This window comes from Allobosea sp. 2KB_26 (assembly GCF_052115715.1).
Lineage (GTDB): Bacteria > Pseudomonadota > Alphaproteobacteria > Rhizobiales > Beijerinckiaceae > Allobosea.
The window spans coordinates 68,908-82,500 of record NZ_JBFRHE010000020.1 but is presented as its reverse complement, the minus strand read 5'-3'; the positions used below and the strand labels follow the sequence as shown (position 1 = coordinate 82,500).

Annotated in this window: 11 protein-coding genes and 1 tRNA gene; 8 read left to right on the top strand and 4 right to left on the bottom strand. The window is 65.5% G+C overall.

Translation table 11 applies throughout. The features are described 5' to 3' along the window. Positions 1–55 precede the first annotated feature (55 nt). A complete protein-coding gene (locus tag AB4099_RS30870) occupies positions 56–1,543 on the top strand; it encodes an MFS transporter (RefSeq protein ID WP_441480891.1) in 1,488 nt (495 codons plus the stop codon). A 345-nt stretch (positions 1,544–1,888) separates the two neighbouring features. On the opposite strand, the gene AB4099_RS30865 is transcribed toward AB4099_RS30870, so the two are convergent. Beyond that, a tRNA-Ser gene (locus tag AB4099_RS30865) sits at positions 1,889–1,978 on the bottom strand. 150 nt (positions 1,979–2,128) lie between these two features. Here AB4099_RS30865 and AB4099_RS30860 point away from each other — a divergent pair. The 5 genes from AB4099_RS30860 to olsB all read left to right on the top strand — a co-directional run bounded on the left by AB4099_RS30860 (position 2,129) and on the right by olsB (position 8,680). Next, the gene (locus AB4099_RS30860) at positions 2,129–2,452 is read left to right on the top strand and encodes a hypothetical protein (protein WP_113518337.1); all 324 of its coding nucleotides are present in this window, start codon (positions 2,129–2,131) and stop codon (positions 2,450–2,452) included. Positions 2,453–2,567: 115 nt separating this feature from the next. Continuing rightward, a complete protein-coding gene (locus AB4099_RS30855) occupies positions 2,568–3,542 on the top strand; it encodes a TAXI family TRAP transporter solute-binding subunit (RefSeq protein WP_441480890.1) in 975 nt (324 codons plus the stop codon). Positions 3,543–3,873: 331 nt separating this feature from the next. Continuing rightward, a complete protein-coding gene (locus AB4099_RS30850) occupies positions 3,874–5,412 on the top strand; it encodes a YifB family Mg chelatase-like AAA ATPase (protein ID WP_441480889.1) in 1,539 nt (512 codons plus the stop codon). A 113-nt stretch (positions 5,413–5,525) separates the two neighbouring features. After that, positions 5,526–7,628 (top strand): ATP-binding protein, encoded by a 2,103-nt coding sequence (locus AB4099_RS30845; RefSeq protein ID WP_441480888.1) that lies wholly within the window; start codon positions 5,526–5,528, stop codon positions 7,626–7,628. 101 nt (positions 7,629–7,729) lie between these two features. Beyond that, a complete protein-coding gene (olsB, locus tag AB4099_RS30840) occupies positions 7,730–8,680 on the top strand; it encodes a l-ornithine N(alpha)-acyltransferase (RefSeq protein ID WP_113518340.1) in 951 nt (316 codons plus the stop codon). Positions 8,681–8,687: 7 nt separating this feature from the next. On the opposite strand, the gene AB4099_RS30835 is transcribed toward olsB, so the two are convergent. From AB4099_RS30835 to AB4099_RS30825, 3 genes are read right to left on the bottom strand one after another with little or no spacing between them, the layout of a single operon-like run. Next, complete coding sequence (locus tag AB4099_RS30835) at positions 8,688–9,554, bottom strand: SDR family oxidoreductase (RefSeq protein ID WP_113518341.1); 867 nt, start codon at positions 9,552–9,554, stop codon at positions 8,688–8,690. Further along, entirely contained in the window at positions 9,551–10,789 is a 1,239-nt protein-coding gene (gene queG / locus AB4099_RS30830; protein WP_113518342.1) for a tRNA epoxyqueuosine(34) reductase QueG, read from the bottom strand. Before queG ends, AB4099_RS30835 begins: the two co-directional genes overlap by 4 nt. Then, positions 10,687–11,379, bottom strand: coding sequence for a glutathione S-transferase family protein (locus tag AB4099_RS30825; RefSeq protein WP_113518343.1), 693 nt, complete (start codon positions 11,377–11,379; stop codon positions 10,687–10,689). The genes queG and AB4099_RS30825 overlap by 103 nt, the downstream gene beginning before the upstream one ends. A 244-nt stretch (positions 11,380–11,623) precedes the next feature. Between AB4099_RS30825 and AB4099_RS30820 the strand changes: the two genes are divergently transcribed. Both AB4099_RS30820 and corA read left to right on the top strand, forming a co-directional pair. Continuing rightward, positions 11,624–12,421, top strand: a complete 798-nt coding sequence (locus tag AB4099_RS30820) for an undecaprenyl-diphosphate phosphatase (RefSeq protein ID WP_441480887.1) — start codon at positions 11,624–11,626, stop codon at positions 12,419–12,421. A 174-nt stretch (positions 12,422–12,595) separates the two neighbouring features. Further along, positions 12,596–13,564, top strand: coding sequence for a magnesium/cobalt transporter CorA (gene corA, locus AB4099_RS30815; RefSeq protein WP_113518345.1), 969 nt, complete (start codon positions 12,596–12,598; stop codon positions 13,562–13,564). The last annotated feature ends 29 nt before the right edge of the window (positions 13,565–13,593 follow it).

Genomic DNA, 13,593 nt, shown 5'->3' with positions numbered 1-13,593 from the left:
AATGGCGGTAGAAGCAGCCACCTCACCGGCTGCGACAGTAGGGGTCCGCGAATGGTTGGGGCTGGCGCTGCTGGCCTTGCCGACGATCTTGCTCGGCTTGGACCTCACGCTGCTTCATCTGGCGCTTCCGGCACTTGCCGCGGATCTGCAACCGAGCAGCATGCAGGCGCTCTGGATCATGGATGCCTACGGCTTCATGATTGCCGGCTTCCTGATCACGATGGGTACGCTCGGCGACCGTATCGGTCGCCGCAAGCTTCTGATGATGGGGGCGGCCGCCTTCGCCGTCGCCTCGGCGCTCACCGCCTTCTCCACAAGCGCCATGATGCTGATCGCGGCCCGGGCCGTGCTCGGGGTGGCCGCCGCAACGCTGATGCCGTCGACGCTGGCGCTCATCACGAACATGTTCGCTGACCCAAGGCAGCGCGCTCTTGGCTTTGGCATATGGACGACCATGTTCGCCCTCGGCATGGCTCTGGGGCCGGTTGTGGGCGGCGTGATGCTGGAGCATTTCTGGTGGGGCGCAGCCTTTCTCATAGCCGTGCCTGTTGTCGGCCTGCTGCTTCTGCTGGCCCCCGTCCTTCTCCCGGAGTATCGCGCATCCCAGGTCGGCAGGCTGGACCTCGCGAGCGTCGGCCTTTCGCTCGCCGCGATGCTGCCTGTGGTCTACGGCATCAAGCAGGTCGCCAAGGATGGCTTTGAACTTCACCCAGTCGGCGCCATTGCGGTGGGGCTAGCCTTCGCCGCCCTGTTCGTGCGCCGACAACTGCGCCTCGCCGATCCGCTGCTCGACATCACGCTGTTTGCCAACAGAGCCTTCAGCGTGGCGCTGATCGTGCTTCTGTTTGGCCTCGTCGCGGTCGGCGGCACAATGCTGCTGGTCACGCAGTATCTGCAACTCGTGGCCGGGTATTCTCCGCTTGTCGCGGGTCTCTGGATGGGACCGCCCGCATTTGCCATGGTCGCGGCCGGCGTCTCAGCGCCGCTGATGGCCCGGCATGTTCGCCCCGGCTACGTGCTGGCCGGAGCGCTGGGGTTGTCGGTGGTGGGCTATCTCCTGCTGACCCAGCTGGATAACAGCGCTTCCGACGTGGCCATTGTCGTCGCCGGCTTCTCGTTGGCCTATCTCGGGCTTGGCACCATAGCTGCGCTGGGTACGGACCTCGTGGTTGGGTCGGCCCCCGCCGACAAGGCAGGCTCGGCATCGGCGATGTCCGAAACGGTGCAGGACCTCGGCGTATCGCTCGGCATTGCCGTGCTTGGCAGCCTCGCTACCGCCATCTATCGCCGGACGATGCTCGACCGGATGCCCGAAAGTCTCGGTCCTGAAGCGCGTGAGGCCGTTGGCGACAGCTTGTGGGCGGCATCTTCGGTTGCGTCGGTACTGCCCGCTGGCCTTATTCAAGAGGCGCAGGCTGCGTTCACCGCGGGGTTCAGCAGTGCGGCAATATTCAGTGCCGTGAGCGTTTCCGTCCTTACAGTCCTCGCTGCCGTTTCGCTGCGGCATATTGGCGTGATTGACGGTAGCGAGCCGCGCAATTGAAGCGGGTGGAGCTTTCGGGACGATCCGGCGCTGAAGGGCCGCATCCCCCCGCCCCAAGGGCGATCCGGGATCAGGTGAGAGCCGGCGCCGACTGCGTGCGGACCCTGCTGGCACGTTCAGGGCTGAAAGCCATCACGCTTCGACTGGTTCGCGGATTCGCGAAAACCGACCAGTGCGGGAATACCGCCTGCAGCGGCGATTATCCCGCGATCACCTTGGGGGGGCGCCGGCCCAACGCGTCGAGGATGCACATCATGGCATCGAACGAGGACCTGCTCAGACCCCTTTGCCGCAGGATCCGGCGTAAAATCGACCACGCTCGACGTGGCCGGTTCTGTTTTGAAATGGCGGACAGGGCGGGATTCGAACCCGCGATACGGTTTCCCGTATACACACTTTCCAGGCGTGCGCCTTCAACCACTCGGCCACCTGTCCGGCGGGCTGCTTATGACCGCCGAGCCAGCTTCTTTCAAGGCCTGAAACGCGCTTTTCGCATTCTTGCGTGGAGAGCGCCGGACAAGGTTGCAAAGCCGTGCCCGAATGGGCACATCGGATGCGAGGGGCGCGTGCGGGGAATGGGACGGGATGCTGCGTTTTTTCATCCGTTTGCTGGGTTATCTTGCTGTCGCCAGCGGTTTCGTCGCTCTGGTCATCGACGGCGCGCGTTCGATCGCCAATTCCTCTCTTCAGTTCACGCCGCTCGGCGAAATTCTCCTCATTCTGCTGCCGACGCGCTATCCGCTGCTGCAGCCGGCCATCGAGCGCAATCTCCATCCGCTGCTCTGGGACCCGATGCTGCTCTCGCTGATGCGGTCGCCGGTTGCGCTGGTCGCGCTGGTCCTCGGTTTCCTCCTGCTCTGGCTCGGCGCCAGGCCCGCGCCGCAGGTCGGCATCGTCACGCGACGGTGAAGGGCCACGCAGGGTGGACGCCTGTCGAAACGACGGCGCCTGCCCGCCATGCACTTGATCAGCCGGCAAAAGCCGCGAACACTGCCCGGTCCATAGGAGCTTCCGTGATATGACCATGGCTTTCAGATCGAAGCTTGCGGCCGCAGGTCTCGTCCTCGGCGGCATTGCGCTGGCTGCAGGTCTCGCCTTCGCTCAGCCGCCAGCCTTCTTTCGCATCGCCACGGGCGGCACCGCCGGCACCTATTATCCGATCGGCAGCCTGATCGCGCACGCGATCTCGGCGCCGCCGCAACTGGTCGCAACCGCCGTCGCCAGCAACGGTTCGGTCGCCAATATCAACGCGATCATCGGGGGCACTGCCGAATCCGGCTTCGTCCAGGCCGATGTCGCTTACTGGGCCTATTCCGCCACCGGCGTCTATGAGGGCAAGCCGAAGGTCGCGGATCTGCGCTCGATTGCCAACCTCTATCCCGAGTCGGTCCACCTCGTCGTCCGCAAGGCCTCGAATATCAAAAGCGTCGCCGATCTCAAGGGCAAGACGATCTCCTTCGACGAGCCGGGTTCCGGCACCCTGCTCAACGCCAAGGCGATCCTCAACGCATTCGGCCTGACCGGGAGCGATATCTCGATGGAATTCCTGAAGCCGAACGAGGCCGCCGAGAAGATGAGGGATGGCTCGGTCGATGCGTTCTTCTTCACCGGCGGCTTCCCGGCTGCGGCGATCTCGGAACTGGCCTCGACTGGGTCTGACATCGAGATCCTGCCGATCTCCGGACCGCAGGTCGAGAAGCTCTTCAAAGAGTTTCCCTTCTTCGCTGCCGGCGAAATCCCGGCCGGTACCTACAAGGATGTCGGAGCAGTCAAGACCGTCGCCGTCGGCGCCCATTGGGTGACCTCCGCCAAGGTTTCAGCCGACACCGTCTATGCCGTGACCAAGGCGCTGTGGAGCGACAAGACCCGCGCCGCACTCGATGCCGGCCATGCCAAGGGCAGGCTGATCCGGAAGGAGACCGCGCTGTCGGGCCTGCTGGGCGTGCCGCTGCATCCCGGCGCCGAAAGATTCTACAAGGAAGCCGGGCTGCTGAAGTAAGCGTAGGTCCTTCTCCTCCCTGTCGACCGGGAGTGCACCCCGGAGCCACTGATCGGCGACGGGTTCCTCACCACCAGCGCCTCCCCGAAGCTTTCGCCGGCTGGTTCTTGGCTCCGGTGGCGATGTGGAAAGGCGTTGTCGTGGGCATCGCCCCCTGCCGATGATCCTGGGACCACGGCCACTGTCCTGGTGGGCCTCGTCATCGCCACCCCGTCCTGCTGCGTCAGATGAAAGCGCGGTCAGCCAGCGCGCACCTGCGTGAGTTCCCGATATGTTCTTGCCAGCAGGCTGGGCATTCGCTAGCCTCCCCCTAGGGAATGGGGAGGCGCCGATGGTCACGCGGGTCGCGACGGTTGCGTTCGAGGGCATCGAGGCGCGCGCCGTCGACGTACAGGTGCAGGTCACGCCGGGCGGTGTCGCCTTCCTTCTGGTCGGCCTGCCGGACAAGGCCGTGGCCGAAAGCCGCGAACGCGTGCGCGCCGCGCTGATCGCATCGGGACTGGCGCTGCCGGCCAAGCGCATCACCGTCAATCTGGCGCCAGCCGATCTGCCAAAAGAGGGCAGCCATTACGATCTGCCGATCGCGCTTGCGGTCATGGCCGCCATCGGCGCGATCCCTGCCGACGCGCTCGCCGGCTATACCGTGCTCGGCGAACTCGCGCTCGACGGCTCCATCACCTCCGTCGCAGGCGTGCTGCCGGCCGCGATAGCCGCCTATGCCCGCGGACAGGGGCTGATCTGCCCGGCCGCCTGCGGGCCGGAAGCCGCCTGGGCCGCCGCCGATGTCGACATCCTCAATCCGCGCTCGCTGATCCAGCTCGCCAACCATTTCAAGGGTACGCAGGTCATGGCGCGGCCAGTGCCGTCCGTGGCCCGGCAATCAGGCCCCCTGCCTGATCTCTCCGATATTCGCGGCCAGGAAAGCGCGCGCCGTGTGCTGGAGATCGCCGCCGCCGGGGGCCACAACCTCTTGATGAACGGGCCTCCCGGTGCCGGCAAATCGATGCTGGCGAGCCGCCTGCCATCCATCCTGCCGCCGCTCTCGCCACGCGAGCTGCTCGAGGTCTCGATGGTACATTCCGTCGCCGGGCATCTCGCCGAGGGGGCGCTGACCGACCGCCGCCCCTTTCGCGCCCCGCACCATTCAGCCTCGATGGCGGCACTCGTCGGCGGCGGCCTGCAGGCCAAGCCAGGCGAAGTTTCTCTCGCCCATCACGGCGTGCTTTTCCTCGACGAATTGCCGGAATTCCAGGCTCAGGCTCTCGACGCCCTGCGCCAGCCGATGGAGACCGGCGAGGTCCTGATCTCGCGGGCTAACCACCGCGCCATCTACCCCGCGCGATTCCAGCTTGTCGCCGCAATGAACCCGTGCCGGTGCGGCAAGGCAACCGAACCGGGCTATGCCTGCCGGCGGCAGCCGAACGAGCGCTGCATGGCGCAGTATCAGACCCGGATCTCAGGTCCGATGCTCGACCGCATCGATATCGTCATCGATGTGCCGGCCGTAACCGCAACCGACCTGTTTCTGCCGGCCGCCAGCGAAAGCTCGGCGGAGGTCGCGGCCCGGGTCGCCGTGGCGCGCCAGGCGCAGACGGCACGCTTCGAAGCGCTCGGCCTCTCCGAGATCGCGACCAACGCCACCTGCCCCGCCCCAGTGCTCGACCAGATCGCCCGGCCGGACAATGCCGGCATTTCGCTTCTGCGCGACGCCGCCGAGGCCCTGAAGCTGACGGCGCGCGGCTACCATCGTGTTCTGAAAGTCGCCCGAACGCTTGCCGATCTCGACGGCGAGGCGAAGATCGGCCGGGTCCATCTCGCCGAGGCGTTATCCTATCGTTCACGCATCGATCAGGTGGCGCAGGCCGCATGATGTCGGAAGGGGCCGCATCCGTGCCGCCAGGTTAACGAACTCATTCAAACCATCGCGAAAGCAGCGTTCGCGCGCGAACGCTTTCTCAAGGGGACGAATACTAGACTGGCATCATGGAGATTCCATCTTTCCCAGTGGTCTGGGCTGCGCTCGCCAGCCTGCTGACCGTTCTGGCCGGCCTTGCCGCCGTAATGCTGTTACGTGCACGCAATCGGGTCGTGGAACAGGCGCTGGACATGACCCAGGACCTTGAGAAGCTGACCGACCGTCTCTGGTCGCTGGCAGACAGCGAAGAGCGCTATCGCAGCCTGATCGAGGCTCAGGGCGATCTGATCGTCCGCCGGAACGAAGGCAATATCGTCTATGCGAATGCCGCCTATGCCGCGCTTCTCGGAGCGACCGAGGCTGAGATCATCGGCAGCCGCACCGCACCGCGCGTCATCGAGGGCCGACCTGCGCAGGCGCTGACCGACGGCACGCGGATCTTCGACGAATGCATCGCCTCGCCCGAGGGAGGCGAGCGCTGGATCTCCTGGGTCGAGACCATCGTGCCGGTCGCGCTCGGCAAGACAGTGCTGCAGCGCGTCGGCCGCGATATCTCCGCCCGGATCGCCGGCGAGCAGGCGTTGGAGGAGGCGCGCAGCCGCGCCGAGAGCGCCAACGAGGCCAAGTCGCGTTTCCTTGCGACCGTCAGCCACGAGTTCCGGACGCCGCTCAACGGCATTCTCGGCATGGCCGACCTCCTGAACGACACCAGGCTCGACCCGGAGCAGACCACCTATGTCCGGGCACTCCGGACCTCGGGCGAAGCCTTGCTCGGCCTCGTCGACGACATTCTCGACTTTGCCAAGGTCGAAGCCGGCAGGCTCGAACTCGCCGAGGAGCGCTTCGATCTCGGCCAGTTGGTCGAGACGGTCAGCGAATTGATGGCGCCACGAGCCCAGGCCAAGGGGCTCGAGATTGCGACCTTCCTCGCGCCGGATCTCGCCTCGCACTGGATCGGAGACCGCGACCGGCTGCGCCAGATCCTGCTCAATCTCGTCGGCAACGCCATCAAGTTCACCGAGGCCGGCGGTGTCGGCATTCGTGTCGCCCGTGCGGGCGAGGCGATTGCCATCCACGTCTCCGATACCGGACCCGGCATTCCGCCAGGGCGATTGCAGGCGATCTTCGAGGAATTCGAGCAGGCCGACAGCTCTGCGGCCCGGCGCCATGACGGGACCGGTCTCGGGCTCGCGATCGTGCGCCGGCTCGTGACCTTGATGGGTGGTTCGGTCACCGCAGAAAACGCGCCGGGATCGGGCGCGATCTTCCGCGTTACATTGCCGCTTCCTGAGGGCGGCGCAGGGATACGGGTTTCAGCCCTACCTGAATGGCGCGGCAAGCTGATCATGATCGCATCTGCCGCGCCGTTCGGACCGGACTATCTCGCGGAAACCATGGAGATTGCCGGCGCGTCGGTCGCGCGAGCCCAGAATGTGACGGAAGCGCTCGCGCTGCTCGCCGACGCACGGCGCTTCGATGCCGCCTTGATCGACCAGGCCATCGGCGTCGATGAAGCGCGCGCCGTCGCTGCAGCCGCGCGGCAGGCCGGTGTCGGCGAATGCCTGATCCTGATGTCTCCCTTTGAACGCCGTCAATTCGGTTCACCGCTCGCTGGCGGTTTCACCGGCTTTCTCGTCAAGCCGGTCCGCGCCCGCTCGCTCTATGAGCGGCTTGCACCGCCCGCTCGGCCGCGGCGGGAAACTCTGCCGCCCCGTGGGGTAACGCCTATCCAGGCCAGAGATCCCGCTCCATCTCAACTGACGGTTTTGATCGCCGAGGATAACGATATCAACGGGCTGCTCGTGACGCGAACCCTCGAACGCCTCGGCTGCACAGCCGTCTGGGCGCGGGACGGGCGCGAAGCGGTCGCTCTCATCGAGGCCGGGCTCACGGGCAAACGTGCGCCCTTCGATCTCATTCTGCTCGACATCCGGATGCCGGAGCTTGACGGATTGGAAGCCGCTCGCCGGATTCGCGCCCTGGAGGCATCGCTCGGGCGACCAAACTTGCTACCCATTGTCGCGGTCACCGCCAATGTCGCCGAGGAGGATCGGCAAGCCGCATTGGCCGCCGGAATGAATGATTGCCTGGCTAAACCATTGGCCCGTGAGGCGCTTCGCGCCTGGATCGCGCGAGTAAGCGGGGCGCAGCGCGTCACACTCCGCGCTTGACGGACCGTCACAACTCTGACGCAGTTCTGTCGCGATCCCGTAGGAACATCGGTACTAGCCTGGCGAACTGCAGATTCGACGGCACAGGGACGAGACGGACAATGGCCTTCGACATGTTGCGCGGCCTACGACAGCCGGCAAATCAGCTGCCGCCGGGCCACCCCTTCTTGTCGCGTTTCTCTCCACTCATGCTGATCACCGGCGACACCGTGCGCCGCCTCAGTCGGAAACAGGATCGCCTGGGTGAAACGCTCGGCCGCTCCGGCTCGCTGGAAGTGCGGCTGGCGCGGGGGCCCCGGGAGATCTGGCGCGCGCAGCGCCTGCGCTATCGGGTCTTCTACCAGGAGATGTCGGCAAAGCCGGATGTCGTCGCCCGCATGTTCCGGCGCGATGCGGATCGCTATGACGCGGCTTGCGACCATCTCCTTGTCATCGACCATGCGGCGCGCGGCCGTTTCGGCGGTCTGAAACCGAAGGTCGTGGGCACTTATCGCTTGATGCGCGAAGGTTCGGCTCTACGGCTTGGCGGCTTCTACACCCAATCGGAATTCGATCTCTCGGGAATGATCGAGCGCCATCGCGGCCTGCGCTTCCTCGAGCTCGGTCGCTCCTGTGTGCTCAAGCCCTATCGCACCAAGAAGACGGTGGAACTGCTCTGGCACGGCATCTGGGCCTATGTCCGGCACCATCGCATCGATGCGATGTTCGGCTGCGCCAGTTTTGATGGCACCGATCCGGATGCGCTGGCGCTGCCATTGAGCTTCCTGCATCACCATGCCCGCGCCGAGGGCGAGTGGGCCGCCACGGCCCGCCCGGAACGTCATATTGCGATGGACCGGCTGCCGATCGAAGAGGTCGATGCCAAGGCGGCGCTGAAGCTGCTGCCGCCGCTGATCAAGGGCTACTTGCGACTCGGCGCCCGCTTCGGCTCGGGCGCGGTCGTCGACAAGCAGTTCGGCACCACCGATGTGCTGGTCATCGTGCCGGTCTCGGCGATCGACCGGCGCTATCTCGACTACCTCGGCGACGAAGGGCAGCGCTACGCGGCTTGAGCACCGCTCACTCGCCTGCTGACGCCAGCGCCCGCAGCGCCTCCCTGTAAGTGGGATAGCGCAGCTCATACCGCAGTTCGCGCGTCACCAGAGCGTTCGAGACGCGCTTGTTCTCGCCGTAGAAACTCGCAGCCATCGGCGAGAGCTTTGCCGGGTCGAACGGAACTTCGGGAGGCGGGGCCAGACCCGCCAGTTCGGCGGCGAGCGTGATCACGTCCTGCGGCGGCGCCGGCTCGTCGTCGGTGACGTTGTAGACCGCGCCCGCTCGTGGCCTGGCCAGCGAAGCCAGCAGGATACCGGCGATATCGTCGACATGGATGCGATTGAAGACCTGGCCGGTCTTGATCAAGCGGTTGGCGGTGCCAGCGCGCAGCTTGGCGATGGCGTTGCGCCCGGGACCATAAATGCCGGAGAGCCGGAATATCTGCACCGGCTTGCCACTGCGTTCGCCCAGGGCAAGCCAGGCTTCGTCGATTTCGAGGCGCTGCTTCGAGCGCCGGCTCGTCGGCCGGCATTCGGCGCCTTCATCGATCCAGGCGCCGCCATGGTCGCCATAGACGCCAATGGTCGAGAGATAGCCGATCCAACGCAGGTTCGGCGCAGCAGCCAGCGCCTCGCCGAGTCCGTTCAGCACCGGATCGCCCGCGTCATCGGGCTGGACCGAGACGAGGACCGCGTCAGCCTCGGCGACGGCCTGGGCAAGGGGGCGCGATACCGCAAAACCGTCATAGACCAGCGTATGCAAGCCCTCGCGACTGAGGCGCCCCGCCTTCTCGGCCGATCGGACCGTACCGGTGACCTCCCAGCCCTCCGCTTGCGCCGCACGCGCGAAAAACCCGGCGGAGTAGCCGAGACCGAGAATGACAAGCTTCATGCGACGGGTTCCGGAGCGTTGGAAAGGGCAAGCCATTCCTGGCGGACATCAGGATCGGCTTCGCCGGAAAGTGCGGCCTCGGCAAGGCCGTGCGCGCGCCCAGGCGCGAGCCTGATCAAGGCCCAGGCGGCCATGGCGCGCACCAGAGGCGAAGCATCTGCAATCAACCGCTCTGCGCTCGCTGCAAGGTCCGGCCGGCCACTATTGCCGATGGCGATCAACACATTGCGAATGAAGCGGTCACGACCGGTGCGCTTGACCGGCGTGCCGGCAAAGAGCTGGCGGAAGGATGGGTCGTCGAGCGCCGCGAGATCGGCCAGGGGCAATGCCTCAAGCTCGTCTTTCAGGGCAAGGCGCGTCTCGTGCGCGGCCTCGGCGAACTTGTTCCAGGGACATACGGCCAGGCAATCGTCGCAGCCGAAAACGCGGTTGCCGATGCCGGGCCGCAGGGCCGGGTCGATATGGCCCTGATGCTCGATGGTGAGATAGGCGATGCAGCGGCGCGCATCGAGCTGATAGGGCGCGGGGAAGGCGTCGGTCGGGCAGATATCGAGGCAACGCCGGCAGGAGCCGCAATGGTCGCGTTCCGGCGCATCGACCGGCAGTTCCGCCGTGGTGTAGATCGCACCGAGAAAGAGCCAGGAGCCGTGCTCGCGTGAGACCAGCACGGTATGCTTGCCCTGCCAACCGAGCCCCGCGGCCTGCGCCAGCGGCTTTTCCATCACCGGCGCAGTATCGACGAAGACCTTCACGTCAGCCCCGCCGCGGGCCGCCAGCAGCCCGGCGACACTCTTCAGCCGGCCCTTGATGACATCGTGATAGTCGCGCCGGCGGGCATAGAGCGAAATCGCTGCCTTGTCGGGTTGGCCGAGGATGGCGAGTGGATCGCCGTCGCCCGCATAGCTCACACCGAGCATCACGACGCTGCGCACCTCACTCCAGAGCCGGCGCGGATCAGCGCGTTCGTCCATGCGCTCGGTCAGCCAACCCATATCGCCGTGATGTCCGGCTGCCAGCCAGGCCCGGAGCCGTTCAGGCGCCTCGGGGATCGCACTGGCGGAGGCAATGCGCGCGACCACGAAGCCTTCGGCGCGCGCGCGCTCCAGCACCGCGCGCTTGAGCTTCTCGCCGTTCAGAAGTCCAGATTGTCGTAATGGGCGCTCGGCGCCATGCCCGGCACCCGGTCGCTCAACAGCGGCCGGAAGCTCGGCCGGGATTTGATCCTCGCGTACCATGCGCGCGCGGCCTCGTCCTCTTCCCAGGGCACATCGCCGAGATAGTCGACGCAGGAGAGATGCGCCGCCGCGGCGAGATCGGCATAGCTCAGCGCGGTGCCTGCAAGCCAGTTCCGCTTGGCTGTCAGCCAGGCGATATAGCGCAAATGATAGCGCACATTGGCGCGTGCCGCGCGGATGGCGCTCATTTCCGGCGGGCCACCGCCCTCATCCCGGCTCATGAAGCGCTTCATGACCTTCTCAAGCACCAGCGGGTTGGTGATCTCGGTATCGAATTTGAGGTTGAACCAGTCGAGCAGGCGACGAACCTCGACGCGCTCGGCCATCCCTTCCGGCAACAGACGCCGGGGACCCAGCGCCAGCCCGCGGGTCTCGTCGAGATATTCCGAGATCGGTCCGGCCCCCGGGACGGCAAAGCCATTCTCCTCGCGGAAGACCGGCGTCGTGCCTGCTGTGTTGAGTTCCAGAAACTCGCGCCGACGCTCCCAGACGCGTTCCTCGATCAGCTCGGCGTCCTGCCCGAACTCGCCAAGGACGAGCCGGATGAAACGCGAATGCGGGCATAACGGATAGTGATGAAGGGACGCCATTGCACTCTTGAAACAGATGGATGCGGCCGAAGCAGGGCTGTCGAAGGGGGAGGCATCGGGCTATGCGCCGCGCATTTGCTATAGTCTCGGCCACGCCCCCTCACAACCCGCTGCCCACCGGAAGCCACGAATCCACGGCATTGGCTTGGCGAAGTGGTAACCAATTGGCAAAGAGCTTGGTTCCATAGAGGGGTACGGTTTACCTCTGCCGCGGCGGCGATCTGAGGCTTCCTGGGAAACAGCCATGCAAAACCTGTTCGAAGCGATCGTGCTCGGCATCGTCGAGGGTCTGACCGAGTTCCTGCCAGTCTCCTCCACTGGCCATCTCCTGCTGCTCGGTCACTTTCTCGGCTTCGAATCGAACGGCAAGACCTTCGAGGTCCTGATCCAGCTCGGCGCTATTCTTGCTATCCTGCTGGTCTATTTCCGGCGGCTGCTCGACATTGCGCTGCGGCTGCGGACCGATCCGGCGGCACGGCGCTTCGTCGTCGGCGTGCTCGTCGCCTTCCTGCCGGCCGCGGTGATCGGCGCATTGCTGCATGGCTTCATCAAGGGCGTTCTGTTCAACCCGTTCCTGGTCTGCTGCGCCCTGATCGCTGGCGGGCTCGTGCTGCTCGTCGTCGACGAGCTCGAGCTCGAGGTGAAACACACCGACGCCACCACCTTCCCGCTGCCGATGTATCTCAAGATCGGCTTCATCCAGTGCCTGGCGATGATTCCGGGCGTCTCGCGCTCGGGCTCGACCATCGTCGGCGCCATGCTGCTCGGCGCGAGCAAACGGGCGGCCGCGGAGTTCTCGTTCTTCCTCGCCATGCCGACCATGGCCGGCGCCTTCGCCTATGATCTCCTGAAGAATTACAAGAATCTGACCTTCGACGACACGATGCTGATCGTCGTTGGCTTCGTCGCGGCCTTCTTCGCGGCGCTCCTCGTGGTCAAGACCTTCCTCGACTACGTCTCGCGCCGTGGCTTCGCGCTCTTCGCCTGGTGGCGCATCATCGTCGGCGCGGCGGGCCTGGCGGGTCTGTGGGTGTTCGGCTGATCGGAAGGCCCGTCGAGAGCTGGGATCCCAGCAGCTCTGACTGAAGGCGCTTTCCATCGCGGCCTGCCGTGTGGCGCCTCGGCTTTTCCGGCGCTGCCGTGCTAGCCTGCAAGCGCCGCTATGGGTTGACCGGACGCTTTCGACCGGCCCCGAGATGCCAGGAGCGAGCCTGCCGTGAGTGTCATTGCCGCCTGTCACTATGTCGATGGGAAGCGTGTCGGGACCGTTTCGCTCGACCAGCCTTCGACCTGTGCCCAGGACCAATCCGATTTCGTCTGGATCGGCCTGCTGGAACCCTCTGAAGAGGAGTTGCGCACGCTCCAGAGCAGCTACGGCTTGCATCCACTTGCGGTCGAGGATGCGCTCAAGGCGCATCAGATGCCCAAGGTCGACATCTATGGCGACCAGCTCTTCATCGTGGCCCGCACGGCGCACCTGGAGGATGACCAGATCGCCTATGGCGAAACGGCGATCTTCGTGGGCAAGCACCACATCATCACGGTTCGCCACGGCTCCGCACGGGCCCATACCGAGCTGCGCAGCCAACTCGAGGCCGCAACCGCGCAGATGCGCTACGGCGTTGATTATGTCCTGCACGGCGTGCTGGACTTCATCGTCGACGGGTATTTCCCGATTGTGGAGACGATCGAGGAGGATGTCCTGGAGATGGAGCGGGAGATGCTCGCCAGCGAGTTCGGCCGGGTCGATGTGCCGCGCATCTTCGGATTGCGTCGTCAGCTCATCCGCTTCCAGCGGGTGCTCGGTCCGATGTCCGAGCTCTGCCGCAAGCTGGTGCATCTGGATCTGCCTTGCATCGATGCCGAAGCGAAGCCCTATTTCAATGACGTCTGGGACCATGCGCGGCGTGCCGAAGCCATGGTCGGGAGCCTGCGCGACATCCTGACCTCCGTCTTCGAAGCGAGCCATCTGCTGGAACAGCAGCGCCAGGGCGTCATCACCAGGCAACTCGCGGCCTGGGCGGCCATCCTCGCGGTCCCGACCGCGGTCGCCGGGATCTACGGCATGAATTTCGAGCACATGCCCGAACTCAAGACGCAGTACGGCTATTTCGTCGTGCTCGGGCTGATCGCAGCGTTCTGCGCCACGCTCTACATGCGCTTCAAGCGGTTCGGCTGGCTCTGAGGAGAAGCCTCCGCGTCGTCGTCAAAGGT

What these genes read in the sequence shown, in the direction of transcription:
- AB4099_RS30860 (WP_113518337.1), top strand. Translation starts at nt 2,129, where the DNA reads ATGCTGCGTTTTTTCATCCGTTTGCTGGGTTATCTTGCTGTCGCCAGC.
- AB4099_RS30855 (WP_441480890.1), top strand. Translation starts at nt 2,568, where the DNA reads ATGGCTTTCAGATCGAAGCTTGCGGCCGCAGGTCTCGTCCTCGGCGGC.
- AB4099_RS30850 (WP_441480889.1), top strand. Translation starts at nt 3,874, where the DNA reads ATGGTCACGCGGGTCGCGACGGTTGCGTTCGAGGGCATCGAGGCGCGC.
- AB4099_RS30845 (WP_441480888.1), top strand. Translation starts at nt 5,526, where the DNA reads ATGGAGATTCCATCTTTCCCAGTGGTCTGGGCTGCGCTCGCCAGCCTG.
- olsB (WP_113518340.1), top strand. Translation starts at nt 7,730, where the DNA reads ATGGCCTTCGACATGTTGCGCGGCCTACGACAGCCGGCAAATCAGCTG.
- AB4099_RS30835 (WP_113518341.1), bottom strand. Translation starts at nt 9,554, where the DNA reads ATGAAGCTTGTCATTCTCGGTCTCGGCTACTCCGCCGGGTTTTTCGCG.
- queG (WP_113518342.1), bottom strand. Translation starts at nt 10,789, where the DNA reads ATGGTACGCGAGGATCAAATCCCGGCCGAGCTTCCGGCCGCTGTTGAG.
- AB4099_RS30825 (WP_113518343.1), bottom strand. Translation starts at nt 11,379, where the DNA reads ATGGCGTCCCTTCATCACTATCCGTTATGCCCGCATTCGCGTTTCATC.
- AB4099_RS30820 (WP_441480887.1), top strand. Translation starts at nt 11,624, where the DNA reads ATGCAAAACCTGTTCGAAGCGATCGTGCTCGGCATCGTCGAGGGTCTG.